Source organism: Aerococcus sp. HMSC23C02, assembly GCF_001806805.1.
GTDB lineage: Bacteria > Bacillota > Bacilli > Lactobacillales > Aerococcaceae > Aerococcus > Aerococcus sanguinicola.
On the sequence record NZ_KV786039.1, the window covers coordinates 101,670 to 123,953 of the forward strand.

Annotated in this window: 22 protein-coding genes; 1 reads left to right on the forward strand and 21 read right to left on the reverse strand. The window is 50.4% G+C overall.

All coding sequences use genetic code 11. The features are described from left to right. Nucleotides 1–73: 73 nt before the first annotated feature. The 17 genes from rpmF to HMPREF3090_RS00695 all read right to left on the reverse strand — a co-directional run bounded on the left by rpmF (nt 74) and on the right by HMPREF3090_RS00695 (nt 16,884). Nucleotides 74–259: a 50S ribosomal protein L32 gene (gene rpmF / locus HMPREF3090_RS09505; protein ID WP_083272321.1), complete on the reverse strand. Its 186-nt coding sequence runs from the start codon at nt 257–259 to the stop codon at nt 74–76. Between the two features lie 24 nt (nt 260–283). Continuing rightward, entirely contained in the window at nt 284–835 is a 552-nt protein-coding gene (locus tag HMPREF3090_RS00620) for a YceD family protein (RefSeq protein ID WP_067972093.1), read from the reverse strand. A gap of 114 nt (nt 836–949) precedes the next feature. Continuing rightward, on the reverse strand, nt 950–2,155 hold the full coding sequence (locus HMPREF3090_RS00625) for a nucleotidyltransferase family protein (protein WP_067972096.1): 1,206 nt from the start codon (nt 2,153–2,155) through the stop codon (nt 950–952). A gap of 1 nt (nt 2,156) precedes the next feature. Continuing rightward, a complete protein-coding gene (locus HMPREF3090_RS00630) occupies nt 2,157–2,921 on the reverse strand; it encodes a class I SAM-dependent DNA methyltransferase (RefSeq protein WP_067972099.1) in 765 nt (254 codons plus the stop codon). Nucleotide 2,922: 1 nt separating this feature from the next. Next, nucleotides 2,923–3,282, reverse strand: a complete 360-nt coding sequence (gene rsfS / locus HMPREF3090_RS00635) for a ribosome silencing factor (RefSeq protein ID WP_067972102.1) — start codon at nt 3,280–3,282, stop codon at nt 2,923–2,925. Continuing rightward, the gene (gene yqeK, locus HMPREF3090_RS00640; RefSeq protein WP_067976500.1) at nt 3,282–3,884 is read right to left on the reverse strand and encodes a bis(5'-nucleosyl)-tetraphosphatase (symmetrical) YqeK; all 603 of its coding nucleotides are present in this window, start codon (nt 3,882–3,884) and stop codon (nt 3,282–3,284) included. The genes rsfS and yqeK overlap by 1 nt, the downstream gene beginning before the upstream one ends. Nucleotides 3,885–3,888: 4 nt before the next feature. Further along, entirely contained in the window at nt 3,889–4,530 is a 642-nt protein-coding gene (locus HMPREF3090_RS00645) for a nicotinate-nucleotide adenylyltransferase (RefSeq protein ID WP_067972104.1), read from the reverse strand. An 11-nt stretch (nt 4,531–4,541) separates the two neighbouring features. Continuing rightward, nucleotides 4,542–4,853 (reverse strand): ribosome assembly RNA-binding protein YhbY, encoded by a 312-nt coding sequence (gene yhbY, locus HMPREF3090_RS00650; RefSeq protein ID WP_067972107.1) that lies wholly within the window; start codon nt 4,851–4,853, stop codon nt 4,542–4,544. A 17-nt stretch (nt 4,854–4,870) separates the two neighbouring features. After that, a complete protein-coding gene (yqeH, locus tag HMPREF3090_RS00655; RefSeq protein WP_067972111.1) occupies nt 4,871–5,971 on the reverse strand; it encodes a ribosome biogenesis GTPase YqeH in 1,101 nt (366 codons plus the stop codon). Next, nucleotides 5,961–6,494: a YqeG family HAD IIIA-type phosphatase gene (locus HMPREF3090_RS00660; protein WP_067972114.1), complete on the reverse strand. Its 534-nt coding sequence runs from the start codon at nt 6,492–6,494 to the stop codon at nt 5,961–5,963. The genes yqeH and HMPREF3090_RS00660 overlap by 11 nt, the downstream gene beginning before the upstream one ends. Nucleotides 6,495–6,772: 278 nt before the next feature. After that, nucleotides 6,773–7,345 (reverse strand): histidine phosphatase family protein, encoded by a 573-nt coding sequence (locus HMPREF3090_RS00665; RefSeq protein WP_067972118.1) that lies wholly within the window; start codon nt 7,343–7,345, stop codon nt 6,773–6,775. Nucleotides 7,346–7,510: 165 nt separating this feature from the next. Then, nucleotides 7,511–8,986, reverse strand: a complete 1,476-nt coding sequence (locus HMPREF3090_RS00670) for a pyruvate kinase (RefSeq protein WP_067972122.1) — start codon at nt 8,984–8,986, stop codon at nt 7,511–7,513. Nucleotides 8,987–9,788: 802 nt separating this feature from the next. Continuing rightward, a complete protein-coding gene (clpB, locus tag HMPREF3090_RS00675; protein WP_070485709.1) occupies nt 9,789–12,389 on the reverse strand; it encodes an ATP-dependent chaperone ClpB in 2,601 nt (866 codons plus the stop codon). A 78-nt stretch (nt 12,390–12,467) separates the two neighbouring features. After that, nucleotides 12,468–12,863 (reverse strand): hypothetical protein, encoded by a 396-nt coding sequence (locus HMPREF3090_RS00680; RefSeq protein ID WP_143485101.1) that lies wholly within the window; start codon nt 12,861–12,863, stop codon nt 12,468–12,470. Continuing rightward, nucleotides 12,844–14,199: a Y-family DNA polymerase gene (locus HMPREF3090_RS00685; RefSeq protein ID WP_067972130.1), complete on the reverse strand. Its 1,356-nt coding sequence runs from the start codon at nt 14,197–14,199 to the stop codon at nt 12,844–12,846. The genes HMPREF3090_RS00680 and HMPREF3090_RS00685 overlap by 20 nt, the downstream gene beginning before the upstream one ends. Nucleotides 14,200–14,308: 109 nt before the next feature. Further along, nucleotides 14,309–15,502 carry a dicarboxylate/amino acid:cation symporter gene (locus HMPREF3090_RS00690; protein WP_067972133.1) on the reverse strand — a complete coding sequence of 398 codons (1,194 nt, stop codon included), beginning with the start codon at nt 15,500–15,502 and terminating at the stop codon, nt 14,309–14,311. 224 nt (nt 15,503–15,726) lie between these two features. Next, a complete protein-coding gene (locus HMPREF3090_RS00695) occupies nt 15,727–16,884 on the reverse strand; it encodes a helix-hairpin-helix domain-containing protein (protein ID WP_067972136.1) in 1,158 nt (385 codons plus the stop codon). A gap of 234 nt (nt 16,885–17,118) precedes the next feature. Between HMPREF3090_RS00695 and HMPREF3090_RS00700 the strand changes: the two genes are divergently transcribed. Further along, nucleotides 17,119–18,093, forward strand: a complete 975-nt coding sequence (locus tag HMPREF3090_RS00700; protein ID WP_067972139.1) for an asparaginase — start codon at nt 17,119–17,121, stop codon at nt 18,091–18,093. Between the two features lie 862 nt (nt 18,094–18,955). On the opposite strand, the gene HMPREF3090_RS09745 is transcribed toward HMPREF3090_RS00700, so the two are convergent. The 4 genes from HMPREF3090_RS09745 to HMPREF3090_RS00720 all read right to left on the reverse strand — a co-directional run bounded on the left by HMPREF3090_RS09745 (nt 18,956) and on the right by HMPREF3090_RS00720 (nt 21,724). Continuing rightward, nucleotides 18,956–19,099: a hypothetical protein gene (locus HMPREF3090_RS09745; protein WP_168140239.1), complete on the reverse strand. Its 144-nt coding sequence runs from the start codon at nt 19,097–19,099 to the stop codon at nt 18,956–18,958. 15 nt (nt 19,100–19,114) lie between these two features. Then, nucleotides 19,115–19,690, reverse strand: a complete 576-nt coding sequence (locus HMPREF3090_RS00710) for a hypothetical protein (protein WP_067972143.1) — start codon at nt 19,688–19,690, stop codon at nt 19,115–19,117. Between the two features lie 123 nt (nt 19,691–19,813). After that, a complete protein-coding gene (locus tag HMPREF3090_RS00715) occupies nt 19,814–20,374 on the reverse strand; it encodes an HD domain-containing protein (RefSeq protein WP_067972145.1) in 561 nt (186 codons plus the stop codon). 216 nt (nt 20,375–20,590) lie between these two features. Then, the gene (locus HMPREF3090_RS00720; protein ID WP_067972147.1) at nt 20,591–21,724 is read right to left on the reverse strand and encodes an ATP-NAD kinase family protein; all 1,134 of its coding nucleotides are present in this window, start codon (nt 21,722–21,724) and stop codon (nt 20,591–20,593) included. Nucleotides 21,725–22,284: the final 560 nt, after the last annotated feature.

Genomic DNA, 22,284 nt, shown 5'->3' on the forward strand with positions numbered 1-22,284 from the left:
AGAGGTCTATTTCTCCCGCCAGCCCTCACACCCTAACAAAAAAAGGCTGGGGATCCCAACCTTTCTAGTCAACTTATTCAGCTGCTTCTTCAGTCATCACATCTTTACCGTTGTAGTAACCACATGCTGGGCATACGTGATGTGATTTACGTAATTCGCCGCAGTTAGGGCATTCGTTCATACCTGGTACGTTTAATTTATAATGTGTACGACGTGAACGTTTTTTTGCTTTTGATGTTTTACGCTTTGGTACTGCCATCATTCACACCTCCTATATCGTCATTTAATCTTCAGACGCTTCATCAGCAAACAAGTCCTTCAGCTTTGCAAGGCGCGGATCGATTTTTTCCTCGCCCTTAAGACTTGAGCGGTAAGAATCCTCCGTCATCATATCCCAGTCCTTGCCCATTGGAAGTTCTTGCTCCTCTGCTTCTTCAGCTGTTAAGCGCTGTTGCGGCAAATGGAGCAAGATGTTGTCTTCAATCGCTCTAGTAAGATCGACTGAATTCCCTTCAACTTCGATTTGTAGAACCGCCTCATCATCAATGATATCTGTTTCCATGCCCTTAGGCAAGTAACGCTCATTAATGGAAAAGGCCATCGACACATTGACAGGCTCTAAGGATCGTGAAGATGGTAGCGTCACATCTAATGCTATTTGCAGTTGTGCCAATACAGTTGCCTCTTCATAAATCACGAAGCCGTCAACCTTTACGGGCGACATGGCTAGGATCTCATCGCTACGCTCCTGCATCTCATCGGAGATTTCGATGCTGGTATCAATGGCTAGAGGATCTTGCGCCTGAATTCGTAATTCTTGAAATGACCATTTCATGATTGACCACCATTAAGCAACAAGAAAAATTATACCGACTCATCGAGCATTTGTCAATGATATTTCCTTGACAAGTCAATTTTTTCTTCTTGCTCCCTTTCTATGATTATTTTTTCAAGGGCTTATCGGCCAACGCCCAAAGTTCTCGTCTCGGTCTGTCTGGAGTAAATAGTCGCTGTAGATTTGGTCGGCCGCTAGCCACTCGGGCCAGGTCTGGGCGACGTCACGGTTGACCCGCCCTATCCAGCGGTAATTAGCGGGAAGTTGTTTCTTGATGGCCCGGCAATAGGCCCGTCCTGGCTCTGACTGGGCCAGGATAAAAATGGGCTGGGACCCCTGGTGGAGGGCTTGGAGTCGGCCTTTGGAAACTTGCAGGGCCAGCATGAGAAGGAGACGCTGGAGCCGCAAGCGGGGCCAGGACCGCGTTTGAGCGCTAGTTAGGAAGTCCTCTAAATTCCGGTGCCGACGGGCGGCGTCTTGGAGCCGACCTTCAATGCCCCCATCCATCAGATGGATCTGGGCCAGCGTCTTTCGGTCCTGAACCAGGAGCAGGTAGCGGATATAGGGATAAAGGGCTTCGAGACTGGGAAAAGTCTCCTGTTGGGCCAAGCGCGAAAGCATCTCTTCCGGCAAGTAAGGGGCCAGGTCCCCTAGCTCCCCTGACTGGAGCGCCTGCCTGAGATAGGTTCCCGAGACGAAGTGTTGGTCCACCGCCTGGTCTTGCCGGTGGCTATCGCCCCGCCTCTGGATAGGATGGGGCATCATCTCGAATTGACCACGGTAAATCGTTAAGGCATAGACCATGGCCAAGAGGGTATTGGACTGGTCTTCAAAATCCAAGTGAAGACCCGCCAATTCTTCTTCTTGGTCCAAAAGATAGGCCCAAGCCGCTAATTCCTGGTCAGCATGGCTGGCCTTATCTTGGCTGACTGTCTGCCGGGCCCGGTCCAAAGCTTCAGGGTGTTGGGCCAGCCAGGACGCAAAGGTCAGATAAGGGCTAAAATCAGCCGTCTCAACCCCAAAAGCGATATCCTGGCAGCCCAGGGCATTCAAATAAGCAATGGCCGCTTGGGCAAAATAATCGGCCGATTGGCTAGCCCACCAAAGCGGGAGTTCCACGACCAGGTCAGCCCCATTGGCCAAAGCCGCCCCAGCCCGGTCCCACTTCGAGGCGATAGCCGGTTCCCCGCGCTGGCAGTAATTGCCGCTCATCACGGCCACAAGCAGGTCGGCTCGGCTGACCCGCCTGGCCTCAGCTAACAAGTAAGCGTGGCCATTGTGGAAAGGATTCCACTCCGCAATCACACCGCAGGCACGCATCCTAACCCTCCTTCACACAGGTAAAAAAGAGCCGCTGACTTTCGGGACCGGGAGCTTCAAAGCTAAAGTCAGCACTCACCTGCACGTCCCCAAAGCCAGCTTGTTTGAGCAAGTCTTGGTAGCAGGACACAGGAAAAATCTGTTCCCGGTGAAGCTCCTCATGACGTTCATAATAGCCCGTTTCTGGGTCTTCGACAAAGATATTTAGCAAGTGGTCGATGGTCCCCTCGCCCCGTACTTGCTCACTCCGCCAGGTAAAGACCGCATCATCCCATTCTTCAATATATTGGTAGCCGGGATAGACCTGGTTCATCTGATAGGCCGAGTGGATGTCAAAGATAAAAAGTCCCCCAGCTTTTAAGGCCTTGGCCTGGGCCAAGAAGCATCGGCTTAGCTCTTCTGGGCCCTCCAAGTAGCAGAGGCTGTCGCAGAAAAGAGTCAGCAGGTCATAGCCTGTTTCTGCTTGGTCTTCCAACATATTCCCCTGGTAGATGCGGTCCTTGTAACCAGCTTCTGCCAAACGGGTTTGGGCGCGGGCTACCATGTCTTCAGACAGGTCATAGCCCCTGACGTCAAAACCGCGATCGAGCATCTCCAAGGCAAACTCCCCGTCCCCGCAAGCCACATCCAAGAGCCGGTAATGGTCTTGGCCTGGCAGGTAGCGGTCCAGGGCCTCCTGGCAAAAATCAGCCCAGGCCGGATAGAGGGACTTGTCGAAGAGGAGGTCGTAAACCTCCTGGAAGACTTGGTAATTCTTATCGGCCATCTTAGCTCAACCAGTCGTTAAGGTTTAGAAGCGGGGCTTCATGCCAGAGTTTTTCCAAGTTATAGCGTTCCCGCTCGTCCGCTTGGAAGATGTGGACAATGACATCCTGGCAATCCAGCAGGACCCATTTGCCTGCTTGGCGGCCTTCCACCTGTTTAACGTCAAAGCCGTTCTTGTAAACCGCTTCTTCCACAGCATCGGCGACTGCATTCACCTGGCGCTCATTATTGGCCGTTACGATCACGAAGTAGTCAGCCAAGGTCGTCAAACCCGCCATATCTAAGGCAACAATGTCCTTACCCAAACGGTCGTCCGCCGCTTTTACCACGCATTCTAATAGTTCCGTATTCTTAGCTGTCATTAAAAGGCATCCTCCTCATGTGCTTGCACCCACTGGTTATAAACGGCAATCGTTTGTGGGTGGATTGGCTTCCTTGTTTCCAATAAGTGCATTAAACTGTGCCGGATCTTGTAGTCAACGGCAGCGTCCAGTGATTTTTCAGCGACTTTGCGGGCTTCTTTGACCCCGGGAAAGTCGCGGTTGGCTTCAATATAATCAGCAATATATAAAATCTTATCCAAGCCCGTCCAAGCTAAACTCCCCAGGGTGTGGTTCCAAACGGCTTGCTCAATCAGCCGATCGCCCAATCCCAGGTCGCGTTTGGCCATCAGAACAGCAAGGGGACCGTGCCAAATGGCATTGCCCGCTTCAGGCCAATCTGGATCGTAATCCGGATGGTCAGCAAAGGCCTGGAGCTCGTCTAAGCTCGCCTCTTTGGCATAGTCATGGAGCAAGGCTGCGATACTGGCCCGCTCCTTATCTTCACCATAGCGGTCAGCTAGTTGGACAGCTGCCTCTTCCACCCCTAAGAGGTGGCGGAAGCGTTTCTTGGACAAACGGGCTTGGGCCCGGTCCAAGAGCTCTGCTCGAGAAACTTGAATTAAATTTTTTTGATAGGTCATCTCGTCAAGCGTCAAGATACAATCCCTCCTCTTCAATATAGTGTCTGACAGCTTCGGGGACAAGGTAGCGGATACTGTGGCCCTGGCTAACGGCCTGGCGGATCTGGGTCGAAGAAATCGCCATTTCCGGAACATCGACATAGAGGACCGGGTAGTCAGTTTCTAGTTGATAGCCCGGGCGCTTGACCCCGACAAATTGAACCGTCTCGACCAAGTCATCGATCCGGTACCAGGTCGGCAAGTATTCCACCATATCCGCTCCAATAATGAAGTAATAATCCGTATCGGGGTTGAGCTTGGTCAGGATATCCATGGTGTCAAAGCTATAGGACTTGCCCTTGCGTTCGAGTTCAAGCTTTTCAATGGCCAAGTGTTCATTGCCAGCAATTGCCAACTCTAACATGGCCAAGCGCTTGTCTGCATCGAGAAAAGCCTTGGGGTCCACATGGGGGGCCTGGTAGTTGGGCATCAGGTAAACCTGGTCCAGGCAAAGTTTATCATAGACCTGGTCGGCAATGATTAAGTGGCCCTGGTGGATGGGGTTAAAACTCCCACCCAAGATCCCCACACGGCGCCGCTTCTTGGTCCTTTCTTCTAATTGGCTGGCTAGCGCAAGGCCAGCGCTTTGTTGGTCACGCGCTCCCATACGCTCGCCTCCTAGCCCAAAGCCTTAACTTCAGCTGACAGCTTTTGGTTCTTGGCTTCTTGGGAAGGCCGGTAGAGAACCAAAGTCTTGCCGATGGTTTGGACAATCTCTGCTCGCAAGCCAGTCGCCAATTCCTCAGCTGCTTGGTCGACCTCAGCGCTGGAATTTTGGAGGATGTTTAATTTAACCAATTCCCGCTTCTCCAAGGCCTGGTCCACTTGCTTGATTAATTCATCATTCAAGCCATTCTTTCCAATCTGAAAAATGGCCTTTTCCTTTTGAGCAATCTTTTTGAGATACTTCTTTTCTTTATTGTTTAACATCTTTCACGCTCCTTAATTTAAATGAGGGCTTCCCGCACGAGGACATCGATCCCCTTAGGACTGTAAATGGCTAGCTTGGCATCCTCTGCTACGGTTAACCAACCCAGGCCTGAGATCACCAAATCCTGACCGGCCTTGAGCTGGAACTCGCGCCGGACCCGGTCGCCAGCTCCCTCAATCGTAGGGGTCAACAGTTCCCCCACATGGTCAAGGTAGAAGGCTTCAGCCCCTTCCAACTTGCGGCGGTGGATCTTCAGCGCATTGCTCAGGTAGAAGGTGAAACTATTACGGTCCCCTGCCAGGTAGTCAACCTGGACCAAGCCTCCGATAAAGAAGCTCTGCTCAGGGTTGACTTGATAGGTCCGGGCCTTAACTCGTTTCCTGGGCATGACTTGCTTGAGCCCTTCAGCAGACAGCTGGGAAGTGAGCTGGCCGTCTTCCATAATCCCCGGGGTATCGATGAGATAAGAGGATTCATCGAAGGGAATTTCCACCAAGTCCAAAGTCGTTCCCGGGAAAACGCTGGTCGTGATGAGGTCACCCGCAATCCCTGTCGCCTTGAGGATACTGTTAATCAAGGTTGACTTGCCGACATTGCTGACACCGACCACATAGACATTGCGGCCCTTGCGCAGGCGCTCGATCTCTTCCAATAAGTCATCCACATGGTGCTGAGTTTGGGCGCTGGTTAAGAGCACCTCCTCCACCACTAGCCCCTGGGACCGGGCGTATTTTTTCACCCAGTGGGTCAAGCGGCTTTCCTTGATGGAGCTAGGCAGCAGGTCCAGCTTATTGGCCACCAATAAGAGGTCGTTGTCCCCCACAAAGCGCTTGAGGCCAGGGATCAGGCTGCCCGAGATATCAAAAATATCCACCACATTCACCACCAAGGCATCCTCGTCGCTAATCCCATTGAGGATAGCCAGGAAGTCATCGTGGCTCATGGTCACCCCCTGCAATTCATTGTAGTGGCGCAATTTAAAACAGCGCTGGCAGTACAGTTCACCAGTCTCAAGCCCAGCCTCATAGGCGGACTTGGGCGTATAGCCTCGCTGGTTCTTATCAACTGTCTGTATGCTAGCGCCGCATCCGATACATTTCAATGACTCATCTGTCATCTAATTGATTCCTCCATTCCCAATTCTTATGGAATTTATCTAGTAAAAATTTCAACGGTTTTTCAACACCGCGGTTGACCCGGGTCCACATGCCATCTGTCTTAACGACGGGCTTGACCAGGATGGTACGAATGCCCACCCGGTTGGCACCAAAGACATCGGTCAGGAGCTGGTCACCCACAAAGGCCACCTCTTCCTTGGTCATATCCAATGTCTTGAGGGCTGCCAGGTAACCCGACGAGCGCGGCTTGTAGGCTGGAGCCAGATAGCGGACCCCCAACTGCTTGGCCACATCGGCAACACGGAGGCCGTTATTATTGGACAAAATCAAGATCTCAATGCCCGAACTGGTCATCTCCTCCGCCCACTGTTTCAAGTATTCCGGAACCTGGGCGGAATTCCAAGGTATGAGTGTATTATCTAAGTCCGTAATGATGGCCTTGATCTGGTGCTTTCGGGCCTGGTCCGGGCTAATCTGTAGAATCGTATCCAACATCCAGGTCGGTTGGAATTTTTTTAACATGGCTTGTCCTCCGTTTATTTCTTAGCCTAAGTATACCATAGCCAAGACTGTGACAAAAGCCGATTGGACCCTAAGCAGATCGAGCATCCTATCAATGTAACTGCCAGCCTTCTCTAGTCTTTTGCTCCAGAGCTCCCTTTCTCCCGCATCCTCTCACACCCTAGTCGGGTTCGCAAGAGCAGACTTGAAGTGATTTCACCCAATCGGAACGATCGGCTAAAGCCGCTCTTTTCCGTTTGGGCTCCAATCATTCAAGTCTAAACGCTCTTGCTCACACCCTAGGGGACGATGATTTCTTTGAGTTGGAAGGCTTGGCCGTCGTAGTTAAAGACCAAAAGTGAGCAGTTGGCGATTTCGCCGACCGCTTCTTTCCCTTGTTTGGCCTGCCAGTAATCCGCAAAGAGGCGGATACAACGGCCATGAGCAACCGCAAAGGCCTTCTCACCTTCTTCAATTTGTTCCATGATATAGGTGCAGGTGCGCACCAGCCGCTCTTGGACTTCAGGGATGGTCTCCCCACCCGCTGCCTTGATCTTGCGGTTGAAGTCTTCCCGGGGCAGGTGGTCGCGGGACTGCTTCTCGTATTGGCCGAAGCAAGCTTCTCTTAGCCCCGATAGCAAGTGGAAATCTTCTCTGGGGCTCTGCGCTAGGGTCAGGGTGTCCTGGGCTCGTTTTAAGTCAGAGCTTGCCACATAGGCCCAGTCTTCTAGCCCCTCTGCTTGGAGGTAGTCATTCACCCGGCTGGCCTGGTCGCGTCCTGTTTCTGTTAGGGGCGAATCGCACCAGCCCTGGATCCGGCCTTCCACATTGTATTGGGTCTGGCCGTGTCGCATTAAATATAGAGTTTTCATCCTTTACCGCCTCTTCATTTCCTTTTTTCTCCCCTAGTATAGCACGGGCAAGCCCGCAAGTAAAAAGGACGAGAGGCAGAACCAAGACTCTGACAAAAGCCTTTAGCCCTGGGCCATCATTTTTTGAAATGACACCAGGGCTAATTTTTTTGTAAAACTCGTGAGTTAAAAGCTAGTGGCATCTTTTTTGTCAGGATCTAAATCTAGTGGACGCAAGGGGGAGGGACTGGTTGGCATATAGTAGCGCGACTGGTCTAGGACCTGGTTGAGGAGTTGGATGCCTTCCTGGATGTGGCCGCCCTTATTGAGCATGACCAGGTCACAGCGGCCAGCCAACATGACATCGGCCATCTCAGCCCGGGTGGGGATGCCAGTCTTGACCATATTCTCCATCACTTGAGTGGCCCAAATCACCGGAATCCGGGCGGCTCGGGCGATCGCGACCAGGTCTTCTTGGACACTGGCCAAGCGCAAGAAGCCCAATTCAGCCGCCAAGTCGCCCCGGGCAATCATCAGACCCGCATAGTGGTTACGGTTAGCCTCCACTAAGACTTGGAAAAGATTTTCGAGGATCGACTGGGTTTCAATTTTGATAAAGAATGGCGGATGTTGGCTCGTATCTTCCCCGTAGACTTCAGCGAGCTGGGCCTTAATCGCTACAATATCTTCCACTTGGCGGACAAAAGAAAAGTTATAACCCCGGGTAAAATCCTTGACTGCTTCCATGGCTTGGCAGTCAGCAGGCGTGAGAATGGGCAGCTGGCTATCTCGACCGGGAAAGTTCATCCCCTTGGTCGCCTTAATCTTCTGCCCCTTGGTCTTGCGCACTCGGTCGACTTCAACCACAACTCCCTCCTCGTGCTGGGAGGTCACATGGGCGAGGAGGTCGCCATCATACATCACCACCGGGTCCCCCACTTCTAGAGATTGGATCAGGTCTTGCTGAGGAGTGTAGAGCACCAAGTTTTGGTCTTGGAAATCTTCCAAGGGCTTGACATGGCTAATGAAGAAAGTATCAGCTGTAAAGACCCGGGGATTCTGCTGCTCGGTATAGAGGGCTTCGATGCGGACTTTGGGCCCTGCTAAGTCACAGTAGATGGGATGCTGGCGGCCCTTGGCTTTGCCAGCCGCTTGGATATTTTTGGCCATAGCCTGCCAGGTCTTAGCCTGATCATGGGCACAATTAATCCGGGCCAGGTCCATGCCCGCCTGGCTTAAATCATTAACATAATGGGGATCGCGACCAGCCTCCGTGGGCAAGGTCACCAGGTTCTGGGCCCGCTTACCAGCTTCTAGGCCAAAAACCTGGAAGGTGCGGGCCTTGGCTTGGTCCATTTCAGCCCAGCGCGCCTCCTCGTTGCCCACCGGCTCCCCCTGGATGACCTGGACTAAGTGGTCGAGGCCCGCGAGTACATTGGCCTCAATCCCTCGAAAACCCTGGTAACCGAGTCTATCCAGACGATCCTGAAGCTCGCGCAGGTCCCTCCGCCGCATCACCGCATAGGCCGCCAGATTTTTAGCACTCGAACGAAAATCTTCCCGGATAGTCTGAGGCTCCCAACTCGCATAGAGAGCCTGTCCCTCCTCCTGAATCTCTTTTCGCAATTGTCTGACTACTTCAACTAAAGACTGCTTCTCCATAGAAACCACCTCTCTTAATTATAAGACATTCCTTTAACCCTATCTTACCAGTATCCCAAAGAAAACAAAAAGAATATACTCTTAGGGTGTGAGCAGTTGCGTCCAGACTTGAATGACTGGAGCCCAAACGGAAAAGAGCGGCTTTAGCCGATCGTTCCGATTGGGTGAAGTCACTTCAAGTCTGCAACTGCGAACCCGACTACAGGGTGTGAGGGAGCGCGAGTAGGGTGTATAGAAAGGTCACTTAATCTTTGATAAGTCTCCAACTTTTAATCCAAGGCTATGAGTGTGGCTTGCTAGTATTTAACACACAAAAAGAGCTCTGAAGTGTGGCTTGGCAAGAACCAACATTCAAATAGAGGGCCTCAGTGTGGGTTGATACCACCTAACACTCAAACAAAAGCCCTAAGTGTGGATCACTAGCACCCAAGGCTCAATCAGTCCCTCTGAGTGTAGGTTGACACAACAAATTCAAGGCCACAGAGGAAAGATAAATAAAAGAGCGTGGCAAAAGTCACTATTGACTTCTGCCACGCTCTCTTATCGCAGGTTACAGCTTTTAATATTTAAAGCTAATGATTTACTAACAACTAGTTAAGCCATCCCAGCTATGAGCAGTAGTGGAGCGTTGAAGTTGGTCGTTAGCCATGACCTAGCAAGCGGTGTGAATTAGGGATAGTAGGCGCTAGCCGTACTAGCCCTTTGAAGCTTGCTAGGTGAGGGCCCTTGGCCCGAACCGGTGCCATGGCTTTTTAACGACCAAATTCAAAAGCGGAACGAATGCTCCCTAGCACCATTAAGCTTATTCGACTTCAAAGCTAACTTGGTCGTCTTTTTCTTTAATTTGCACGGCTTGACCCGATTGGATATCGCCGGCAATAATTGCCCGGGCCAGTGGGGTTTCGATATGGTTGGTGATGAAACGACGCAGTGGACGAGCCCCGAATTGAGGTTCATAGGCTTCATCAGCAATCCATTGTAAGACCTCTTGGCTGTAGTCGAGGTGGATGTTTTGATCAGCTAAGCGTTGGTTGAGTTGTTCCAAGAGCTTAGCCACAATGCCAGTCATATTGTCTTTAGACAGTGGACTGAAGAAGATAATGTCATCAATCCGGTTCAAGAATTCAGGTTTAAAGTAGCTGTGGAGGCGGTCTTTGACTTGATCACGAGCTTCTTCAGAAATTTCATCATGGCCTGATTCGCTATCTTCTAGCAGGATGTCGGATCCCAGGTTAGAGGTCATGATGATAATGGTGTTCTTGAAGTCGACGGTCCGACCTTGACCATCAGTCAAGCGGCCATCATCTAGAATTTGTAAGAGGATGTTGTAAACATCCGGATGGGCCTTTTCGATTTCGTCTAAAAGAACGACAGAGTAAGGGTGGCGGCGGACAGCTTCGGTTAATTGGCCCCCTTCTTCGTAACCGATATAGCCTGGTGCGGCACCGACTAAGCGGGAGACATTAGCTTTTTCCATGTATTCACTCATGTCGATGCGGACAATGTTGTCTTCGCTGTCAAACATTTGTTCAGCCAAGGCCTTGGCCAGTTCGGTCTTCCCGACCCCAGTTGGTCCTAGGAAGAGGAAGGAACCGAGTGGGCGGTCAGGATCTTGAATGCCGGCCCGTGAGCGGAGAACAGCGTTGCTGACGGTATCCACGGCTTCATCTTGACCAATCACGCGTTGGTGGAGGCGGCCATCTAGGTCGAGGAATTTTTGCCGTTCACTTTCAGCCAATTTCGACACAGGGATGCCGGTTTGACGAGAAACCACTTCAGAAATTTGTTCTTCCGTGACGGCTTCTTGGACTAGGCTGGACCGGCCTTCCATGTCCTCAGCATAGTCAGCTTCCATCTGGCTCAGTTCTTTTTCTAAGGCTGGGATGGTCCCGTGTTGGAGGGTAGCTGCCTTTTCCAGGTCATAATTTTGTTGGGCGATTTCTAATTGCCGCTTGGCATCATCCAATTCTTGACGTTTGTCTTGGATCTTCTTGAGCCCTTCTTTTTCGTTTTCCCATTCCATGGTTAACTGGTTGGTTTTTTCCCGAACTTCAGCCAATTCTTCCTGGAGTTCAGCCAATCTTTGCTTAGAAAAGTCATCCTCTTCTTCCTTGAGGGCTTCTTCTTCAATCTCTAATTGGAGGAGACGGCGGCGTTGCATATCCAATTCAGTTGGGATTGAATTCATCTCAACCCGGATCTCAGCACAGGCTTCGTCGACCAGGTCAATGGCCTTGTCTGGCAGGTAGCGGTCGGTAATGTAGCGGTCCGATAACTGGGCTGCTGCCACTAAGGCTTGGTCGTGGACCTTGACATGGTGGTGGTTTTCAAAACTTTCGCTCAAGCCACGCAGGATGGAGATAGTATCTTCCACAGTTGGTTCCTTAACCAAGACTCTTTGGAAGCGGCGTTCCAGGGCCTTATCGGTTTCCATGTATTCCCGGTATTCGTCCAGGGTCGTGGCTCCGATGCAGTGCAATTCACCCCGGGCTAACATAGGCTTCAGCAAGTTGCCGGCATCCATAGAGCCTTCTGTCTTCCCAGCCCCAACAATCATGTGGATTTCATCGATGAAGAGGATAATTTCTCCATCAGAAGCTTTCACATCATTTAAAACAGCCTTCAGCCGTTCTTCGAATTCACCCCGATACTTGGCTCCTGCAATCAACGCCCCCATATCGAGGGAGATCAGTTTCTTATCTTTTAAGTTGCTAGGGACGTCCCCTTTGACAATTCTTTGGGCGAGGCCTTCAATAATGGCGGTCTTCCCGACCCCTGGTTCCCCGATTAGGACAGGATTATTCTTGGTTTTACGCGAGAGAATCCGAATCACATCACGGATTTCTTCGTTCCGACCAATGATTGGATCCATCTTCCCTTCCCGGGCAAGTTGGGTCAGGTCGGCCCCATATTTTTCTAATGCTTCGTAGTTTTCTTCTGCATTCTTGGAAGTCACACGATCACCCTTTCTTAAGTCATCGATCAAGGCTTGGGCAGCCTCTTTACTGGATACGCGGTTGAGCCACTGACTGAGCTCTAAATAAGTCAAGTCAAAGATCGCATAGAGGACGACTTCTGTTGAGAGGTAGTCATCCCCTCTTTCGCTGGCAAGCTCTTGAGCCTTTTGAATCAATTCGGCGAGGCCTCTTGAAATGGCTTGACCATATTGGACATTGTCCCCTTTGACACTTGCAATTTTATCGAGTTCACGGTCTAATTCAGCTTCTAAAGCATTCATATCGATGTTTAAACGTTGATAGAAATTGTATGCGAAGTTGCCTGGCTCTACCATGGCTTTGAATAAATGTGCAACGGTAATCTCTTGGTGTTGGCGGACCTTAGCAATCTGTTGGGCATTAGCTAAGGCTTCTTGCATGGCCGTTGTCATTTCCATATTATTCATCTTATCACTCCTTTGCATACTTTTATTATAGCCTATTGGTCAGGAAAGGTCAACCTTTTAATTGACATTTTTTGACCTTTATTTTGACCATTTCTGATAAGGCAGGAGGCGGATGTGGCGGAGGTCTTCCCAGGGGTAAAAGTCCCCATCCAGCCAAAGCCCCCTAGCATCCCAGAAGCCCTTAAAATAAGCCTGGCGCTTGTCCCAGATGCGTCCCAGCCGGTCATAGCGGTTGAGCTGGAATTCAACCGGGCGCCGGTAAACATAAGCCTGGTAGAGGACTTGACTAATCGCTTGAGCAGACATTTGAGCTTCTTTAACATTGTCTTTTTGGTCTTCTTTGATATTGCCTTCAATGCTCTGGACCAGTTCATCTAAGGCAAAGGCCGTCCGCCACTTCAAGTGAAAGCCGCGGTCGTGGTAGGCATTATAATCGGTAAAGTGCTTGCCCCTCCTAGCCATCAGTTGCCACATCCTCGATCCCCGCCATGCCCCCTGCATGTCCGCCCACGAGCTGGGACCGTGCGATAGCGCGGGCACCGGAACATAGCGAGGTAGCGGGGACCAGGCTCTTAAAGCCATACTTCTGACGGATCTTATCGATGACTGCTTCCAGAGCATCCGTCTTGGGATCAGCGGCGAAGAGGGACAGCTGCTCACAGCCCGCTTCCTCCAGGTCAAAGGCCGAAACGCCGATATTTCGAACCACTTGCCCCTGGTAAATTTGAGCAAATAAGCGCTCGAGGACGGGAAGAAGCTCAGACCGGCGCTGGCTGGCCAAGAGTCGACCCGAAGCCCGGCGAAAGGTCTTCCCATCCGGCGAACAGTAGCCCTTGGAATAGCCCAGGACCAAGGTCAGGCCCTGCGCCTTATAGCCCTCCCGGCGCAAACGCGTGGCCAGCTGCTCACCCATCTCCTTGACCACAGTCAGGATCTCGCCAGCCTGGTCATAATCGCGGGGCAAGATTTGATGGTTACCCAGGCTCTTAGTCTCCGGCGGCTTGAGGGGTTCGATAAAAGACCGGTCGATCCCCCAGCTGTGGGCATAGAGCTGCTCGCCTAGCCGACCAAATTTATCGCGGAGCAGATAGGGATTGCTGTGGGCTAGGTCGTAAATGGACTGGATGCCCAGGGCCTGGAGCTTGCGGGCCATCCGCTTACCGATCCCCCAAAAGTCCGTCAGGCCGTCCATTTGCCAGAGAGTCTGGGGCACATCTTCATAGCGCCACTCCGCCCGCATATTTTTCTGATGTTTAGCCGCATTATCCAAGGCCAGCTTGGCTAATAAAGGATTGTCCCCGATACCGACCGTCACATAGATGCCGGTTCCTTCATAGACCGCCCGCTGGACCATAGCTGCAAAATCACCCGCTGTCGCCTGCTTAAAGAGGCGCATGGAAGCACTGATATCCAGAAAGCTCTCATCGATGCTGTAGACAGCATGGTCCTCCGCCGCCACAAAAGACCGATAGATCTGGTTAATCTCCTGGTTTTTCTCCATATAATAGCGCATGCGCGGGGGCACAATATAGAGGTCATCGGGATAAGGATAGGGCAGGTCCCCGGCCCGGGACACATTGGAAATCCCATAGGCTTGCTTGGCAGCTGGTGACGAGGCTAGGATCAAGCCCGAAGCTCTTTGCCTAGGGCCATCTGCTGGATAAGACATCACGACTAACTTAGCGGTTAAAGGATCTAAGCCGCGGTCTACCGCCTCCACAGAAGCATAAAAGGACTTGCAGTCAATGCAGAGAATCTCCCGGCGCGGTTCCTTGTCATAGTCAAAAACATAATCATCATGAACTTCCATAATACTCCCTCCTACAGAACATGTGTTCCCATCTATTATAGAACACATGTTCTGTAAATGCAATTAAAAAAGAGCCCGGCAAAATCGAGCTCTTCAGTGGGAAAGTATTTTACTTCTTGTCTTGGTGTAACTTATCGATGAAGACCGCAATGGCATTGTCACCCGACACATTGGCGGCTGTTCCGAAACTATCTTGGGTAATATAGAGAGAAATCATCAGCTGCTGCATAGAGTCTGAAACAATCCCAACCATTGGCAGGAAAGGCAAGGCCGACATAATGGCTCCACCTGGCGCTCCTGGCGCAGCGACCATGGCGACTCCCAGCATCATGATAAAGCCAAGCATCATCGAGAAAGGATGAGGCATATCATACATCAGCAAGAGGGTCATGGAACAGCAAGTAATGGTGATCATCGACCCGGCCAAGTGGATGGTCGCACAGAGCGGCACCACAAAGTTCCGGATATCTTCAGACACCCCATTCTTCTCGGCACATTCAATATTGACCGGAATGGTTGCTGCTGATGACTGGGTCCCAACGGCTGTAATATAGCCTGGAATCTGGTTCTTGATCAATTGGATCGGATTCTTACCCGCATAGAGACCAGCTACCACGAACATAGCGCTGATATAGAGCAGGTGAAGAATAATCACCACAATGAAGACCTTCCAGAAGACACCCAGAATCGTGAAGACCGAGCCGGTGTAGGATAAGTTGGCGAAGTTCCCGAAGATATAAATAGGAAGTAAGGGAATCACCACTGTCGCTAAGACCTGGGTGATCACTTCACCAAAGTCGCTAAAAACTTCATAGAGGGCCTCGCCCTGGCCTTTTTGCCGTAACCAAGAAATCCCTAGCCCCATCATGAAGGCAAAAATAATAGCACCTGTCACATCGAAGAAGGGCTCCAAGGGAATTTCAAAGATAGGGGTCAGACCCTCCCCTGCCTCATTCAGCTTCTGGACTAAGTCATCCGTGATGAAGTGAGGAAAGAGGGTAATAGCGGTGGTATAGGCGATGGACCCCGCGATCAAGGTCGAAATATAGGAAGTCAGTGCGGTAATCCCCAACAGACGCCCAGCCCCATCACTCAAGTCAGCAATCCCCTTGATCACTAAACCAATGATCATAAAAGGAATCACGAAGTTCAGGAAACTAGAGAAGATGGCGGAGAAGGTGATAAAGGCACGCAGGAACCATTCCGGAATAAAGGATAATTGTCCGGCAATAATCCCTAAAATAATAGCAATAATCAGTCGCGGCACAAGGCCTAATTTTTTCTTTTTCTGCTCACTTGTCATAAGCAATCCTCCTATAATTAAAAAAACCACCGGGGTGGAAAATATGAGTATTTTTTAATTTTTCCCACTGTCTTCTAATCATAGCAAAAGCGCCAGGCAAAGTAAACAATATTTTAAAGGATCTTAAGCTTTACAGGGGCTTGATGACACGGCAAAACAAAAAGATCCTGCGGTCAACAGGATCTCAGTTATTTGATTAGCGGCATGGCTTTCCAATTGAGCCCTTAGATAGGCAGTCCCCATTGTCTGAGGCGGGCTATCATGCCGGATTCGATGCCCTTGATGGCGAGGAGGTCATTGGCGTCAGCTTGGGCCAGGGCTTGGAAGCTCGCATAGCCTGCTTCTGCCAACAAGGCAGCGCCCTTCTCACCGAGCACTTGTTCAAGCCACCAAGCCGCCACTTCTGGTCCAGCTTCTTGGCCATGCGCTTCGCCCCTTTCGAAAAGAAAGGCGGAATAGGCCTGGTTGCGGAAGCTCTCGCCGTCATCATCCCCGGCATTATACAGGTGGTAGAGATTGAGGCTTTCCGCTAAGTTCTGGTCCTCTTCCAGGTCAGCCAAGGTCAAGCTTTGAGCTGGTTTGGCTTTGGCCTTTTCCTTGAAGAACTTATAACTGTAGTCATCAGACAAGAGACTAGGCAGGATGGGGTTAGCCGCCAAGATCAGGGTCTGGTAGTCGTGCTTGGTCAGGTAATCGACTAGATGGCGGGGGGTCATTTCGAGGTCCACAATGTCTTCGATGGGCCAGTTATCCTGGCTGAAGAAGTCGACCAAGTCCGAGTTGAGGCGGTTGAGTTCCTGCCAGAAATAATCCACCCAGAGCAAGTGGTCGGTCCGGTAAGCGAGTAGAAGACAAGGTAGGAGGATGATCTCATGGATCTCGTCCGCCGCTATCTCTGGGTAAACTTGGACCATCCCTTCCCAGTCCCCCATATGGTAGTAGAGAATCAGGAGCTCCCGCTTAAATTCAAAACGCTCAGTCATCCCTGCCCGGAGCAAGATGTCATAGAGCTGAGCCGCCAAAGGATAGCGCCCCATCTCCGTATAGAGCGAGCCAATCTCGTGGAGCAAACGGAGATAGGGCCGCTGAGCAAGATTGGCATAGGAGAGCCTAGCTTCCTTCAGATAAGTCCCCTTGTGTTCCTGGGCCAGCGCCTCCAGGTAGAGGAGCCGGGCAGGCAGGGGAATCCGCTCCAAGCGCAACATCAGAGCATCTAAGTTCTCCGGCCATAGCTCTAGGGCCTGGTCCAGGTAGCGCTCATGTGCCGACACAATCTCCAGGGCCCAGGCCCGCTCCAGGCACTCCAAGGACTGGGCCTTTTCCTCATCTCCAGGCGCCTTCCGCAAGCGGTAAAATTCGATTTCAACAGTCCATTCTCCCATTCAGACGTCCTCCTCTATTCCTTTCATTTAGGGTCATTATAGCATGTCCAAGTGATAAAATAAGCCTTTTTGATCATTTTGTCCTTTTCTTGCAAAATTTGCAATAATCTTGACAGTTTTGGCTGCTGAGCTTGACATCTACTGGCCTTTTGTACAAGTTCAGCTGACAGCTATTGACTTTTCTACCGCTGTGGCCTTTAATTAAGGAAAAAAGACCCCAGAAAGGAGCTTTCTATGATCAAAAGAATTCACGTTATCGGGACCGGTGGCACTATCTCAGCGGCGGGTGAGGCTGGCAAGACCACATCCTACCAAGCGGGAGCCTTCGATGCCAGCCAATTGCTGGAGGGACTACCGAGCCTGGATGGCATAGCCGACCTGACCTATGAGCAGATCTTCTCGGTAGCCAGCGAGTCCCTGTCCAATGCCCAGCTCCTCCAACTGGGCCAGCGCGTGCAAGCGGTCTTGGCCGATGAAAGCGTCGATGGTGTCGTCATCAGCCATGGGACCGACACCCTGGAGGAAACGGCCTACTTCCTCCATCTCACCGCCCCTTCAGACAAGCCCATCGTCCTGACCGGAGCCATGCGCCCCGCCACGGCTGCCAGTGCAGACGGCCCCATGAACCTCTACCAGGCCATCTGCCTAGCCGCTAGCGACCAAGCAGTGGGCATGGGAGCCTTGGTTGCCTTCTCCGACGGCATCTACTCTGGGCGCGATGTCCAAAAGACCAGCAACTTCCGCCCCCAAGCCTTCGACAGCCGGAACCTGGGCTGCCTGGGCTACCTGCGCGAAGACCAGGCCTACTTCCTCCAGCGCCCCACCAAGCCCAGTCCTCGGATCGACCTAAGCGGCATCGACCAGCTCCCCCGGGTGGACATCGCCTACTACCATGTGGGTGCCTCAGCAGACATCCTGGACTTCTTCAAGGACCACGCAGACGGCATCGTCCTCGCTGGGGTAGGGACCGGCAATATCAGCCAGGACTGGTGCGACTACATCAAGTCCCAAGAAGATCAGCTCCCCCCTATGGTCCGCAGCTCCCGGGTGGCAAACGGCCTAACCGTCTACGAAAGCAGTGTCGACGAGGGCATGCCCTTCATCCCCTCCGGCAGCCTCCCCCCAAGCAAGGCCAAGATCTTGTTGACCCTTCTCTTGACCCAGACCCAGGACCCCCAAGCCATTCGAGAAGCCTTTGGACGGTATTAGAAGATAAGAAAAAAGTTGAGAAACTAGCTTGAGCTAGGATCTCAACTTTTTCTTTTGCTTTAATATAGCACTAATTAACAGAAGACAAGGACTTTCATATTTAAAGAAAGCTATGATAAATTTTATAGCCTATACTTTCTAAAATTTAAACTTCTCTAATTCTCAGTATTAATGACTAGTAATCCAAAAACTATACTGATTATTTTGAGCAGGAGTAGAGCTTTGAAGTTGGCCCTTAGCCATGACTAAGCAAGCGATGTGAATTAGGGATAGTTGGCGTTAGCCTTACTAGCCCTTTGAAGCTCGCTAGGCGAGAGCCCTTGGCTCGAGCCGGTGCCATGGCTTTTCAAGGGCCAAATTTAAAAGCGGAACGGATGCTCACTAGCACAATTTGTCAAAACAATAAGCTTCGATTTTATTGTGTTAGTGTATTAACTAAAGATAACTGTTAGCTATTGGGCAAGCAAATTATTTTTCTTTTGGCTTAAATATGATCAGGCAATTAAAGATAGTCATTGCCAGAATGACAATAACTTTAAAGACGGTTAAGCCATCTTCGAATAAATAATCTAATGTAGCGGAAGTTAAAACGGTAATGTAAAAGAACTTTACAAGGTCAGGTAGTTTGTAAAAGAATTGGTGGATTTTATTCAGCATGGGAAGCCCTCTCTTAGCCTGATATCGTGGCATGTTTACATGTCAAAGTTAACAAGAATAATAGACGCTTGCAAGTGATATTGTCTATATCTACCTGATATCAGCTATCATTTCTTAATCCCCTAACTTAGAAAAAATAACTCGAAGATAAATCCATTGATTGACCTTCGAGCTAAACTTAATCTACTTGTATCATTGTTAACATTTAATGATTGTCTTTTTCCTCATCGTCTCTTCCTTGGTCTTGGTCCTTATCTTCGTACAGATATTTCTTCTTGATCCACTCAATAAAAGCGAAAGTTAGTGAAGCCGAAAGGACAAAGATAAATATACTGAACCAGTTAACCATGTTACCTGTCCTTTCTTATTGTGAGCGAATACTGATTGGGCTTACCAGTGGGCCATATTCAGCAGGAGCCCCTTCAATATATTGGGCACGCACGATGGCTCCATTACTTAGTGCATCCTCCGTCACACTCCCTAAAACAAAAGTTAAAATAGTTCCTACGAAATTTTGAGCTGTCGTACTAATTCCAATACCTACTAATGCCGGTCCAATTACTGGTGCAAGTATAGCACCAGCAGCTGCTACCCCCGTACCAACTAAAGTTGTAACAACTAAGCTATTCATATAGACATCAAACTGGCCATTTCCTAAATCAACGATCTTATTCTCTCCACGTGTGGTTGCTCTTGAAGTAGGATTCAAAGTCGCATAAACATAATCATATGTTTCTTTATCAATCTGACCAGATCGATAGGCTTCTTGAGCAGAATTAACAATGTCTTGGTTCGTAAAAGTCACTATAGTTTGCTCCTGCGTTTGTACAGTTTCCTCTTCAACTTGGGAAGCTTGTACAATATTAGAGCCAGAGCTTAAAGCAATGGGTGAAAGTAAAAGGGCGACTGCAGTTGAGGCTAAAAACTTCTTTTTATACATATAGTGCTCCTTTCTTGTCCAAGGGGGCTAGCTACATGTTTAAAGTAACAAAAATTACAAGCGCTTTCAAGCAATATTGCCTAAACCTATATTATATTAGACATTTTTTATCTAACTCATTATTTACTCATCCGCTAACTTAGCCTGGGTATCTTTGCGGATTTCTTCCCGGAGCTGGGTCATGTAGTCAGAGAACTGAACCTTGTCGTCGGCATAGGTCAGGTTGAAGGACTTCTCAAAGTCAGTCCAGGTATCTAGGTCGGACAGGTTATGCTGGATCAGGGCTTCCTGGCTATCGATGGCCTTATAGATCTTCGCTTCAAGCGTCGTGCGCTCTTCCATCTCACGGTATAGGGCCGTCATTTTTTGTGCGGTATCATCAGGAAGAGAATTCACCCAATTCTTCAGCAAGTCCTGCTCCTTGACCTCGTCCGCTTCCCCCTTGTCAAAGGTCGGAATATCTCCCGTGAAGCACTCGCCCAGGTCATGGATGATACACATTTGAATCACCTTATGCATATCCGCCTGGGGGAATTCCTCCATCAAAAGAAAAGCCATCAGGGTCATCATCCAGGAGTGCTCAGCCACACTCTCATGCCGGCCCTCCTCTGTGTAACAATGCCGGGTCGTGTCCTTTAACTTGGCAGCCACTGATAAAGCATCGAGTAATTCTCTTGGGTTCATTGGCGTCCTCCTTAACAAGCGCTTGGGATTTCATCATTCTCTATTTATCCTAACACAAACTTTTCAACTTTGAGAAGACTCTGGAGCTTGCGGTGGGCTGATGCTATTTTTACTCGCTTGAGCCACAAATCATTCCAAATCAAAAAGCCCCCTCCCTAGCTCGACAAGCAAGCTTGCCAAGCCTAGGAGAAAGCTGGGGCTTTTTACTGGTATTTTTTACTTCATGGCTTCGACCTTGTGCATGGAGTACTGGCCGTAGCCGGTGGTGACCTTGTAGTAGCCGGTGAACTTCTCATCGATGGCGTCATCCATGGTGTAGATGAGGAAGGGGTTGGTGCCGATGGTCATGATCTTACTTGGGGTGGCGACAATGCTTAGCTTATCCTTGTCGATGTGGGCGAGGACCCGCTTGGAGAGCTGCTGGTTGCCCCGGCCGAGGATATAGCCCTGGCCACCCATTGGCGTCACGATCAGGCGGACATCTTCTTCCCCTTCAATGGTATCCAAGATCTCCTGCTCATTGGCATCCTTAACGAGGAGCTGGCGGTTCTTGATGATATCTACCCCGAGGACCGTCACATCTAGACCCAATTCGTCCATGATATGGCGGGTGGAGGTCCCTGAGCCAATCAAGTACATGGCGTCGTCATCCATATGGTCCAAAACATCCAGGGCGATAGATTCCTGGGCCGCCTCGTCCGACTGGGGACTGGCCGATTTCAAGTTCTGCATGAATTGACTGTGCTGGGGCACGCGGAGGTAACCGAAGACTTGAATATCCACCTCATCCTGGCGGAAACCAGCTTCGTCCAGGTCCAAGACCTCAGTTTCATGGTAGTCCATGGGGCTGTCCTGGGCCCATTCCGCCAGTAAGCGACCGGCAGACTCTGGGGAATTGGCATAGACAGCGGAGTAGATTTTAACCCCTGCTGGAACGCCGAGAGCTGGGATGTCCAAACCAATCTTCCGGCAGACATCCCGGGCTGTCCCATCGCCCCCCACAAAGACAAGGAGGTCCGGTTGGGCAGCTTTGGCGGCATCCAGGAAGGCTTCTGTATCAGACTTTTGAGTCTCCAAGGCTGCCTTTCCGCTCGGTTCATAGATGACCTCATAGTCGAGACCTGCTGCCTTGACCGCATTTTCACCCATGGCGCCAGCAGCCACCAGAACTTTCACCGGGGCATCAACAGCCGCCAATTGGTCTAGGGCCTTGCCAGCCTTGAGCTCCGCTTCCGGTTGGGCGCCCAGGTCTAGAGCCCGCTGCAAGATATCGGCCCCATCCGTCCCCTTCAAGCCAGCCCGACCACCCATACCAGCAATCGGGTTAATTAATAATGCCATTGTTTTCATCCCATCACTCCTCTTAAATATGTTAGCGTTTTCATTATAACATTTCCCTGGGCTGCCGGCTAGGGAAATGCTGGAATAAGGGCGCTAGTCGCTCCGCTTCCTTCTGTCTGGACATTGAGGGACAATGACCTGCTAATAAAATTCTTGAGTATAGGGCCTTGGACATGGACTTTCGAATAGGCGCTTAATTTGGAAGTAGGAGCGGTAGAGCTTTTGAATGCTAACTCTATTTGAAAGTAGAAGTACACAAACTTTCAAATGGCACTTCTATTCGAAAGTAGCCAGGCCTTAACTTTCAAATACAGGATTAATTTAGAACTAGGTGCAGAGTAACTTTTGAATAAGGCCTCTATTCAAAACTAGGAGTACACAAAGCCTCCAAGGAAGCCTCTGCTCGCAAAGAAATCCCTAAAAATCGATGTTGCTCTCAATAATTAAAAAACTAGCAAGGCTAAACAGTGTCTTGCTAGTTTCTTCGTCTATGCTTGGGGAGAGTAATCGTGCTCCCTCACACCTTTTGTAGTCAGGTTCGCAAAGGCAGAAAGGGAGTGACTTCAGCA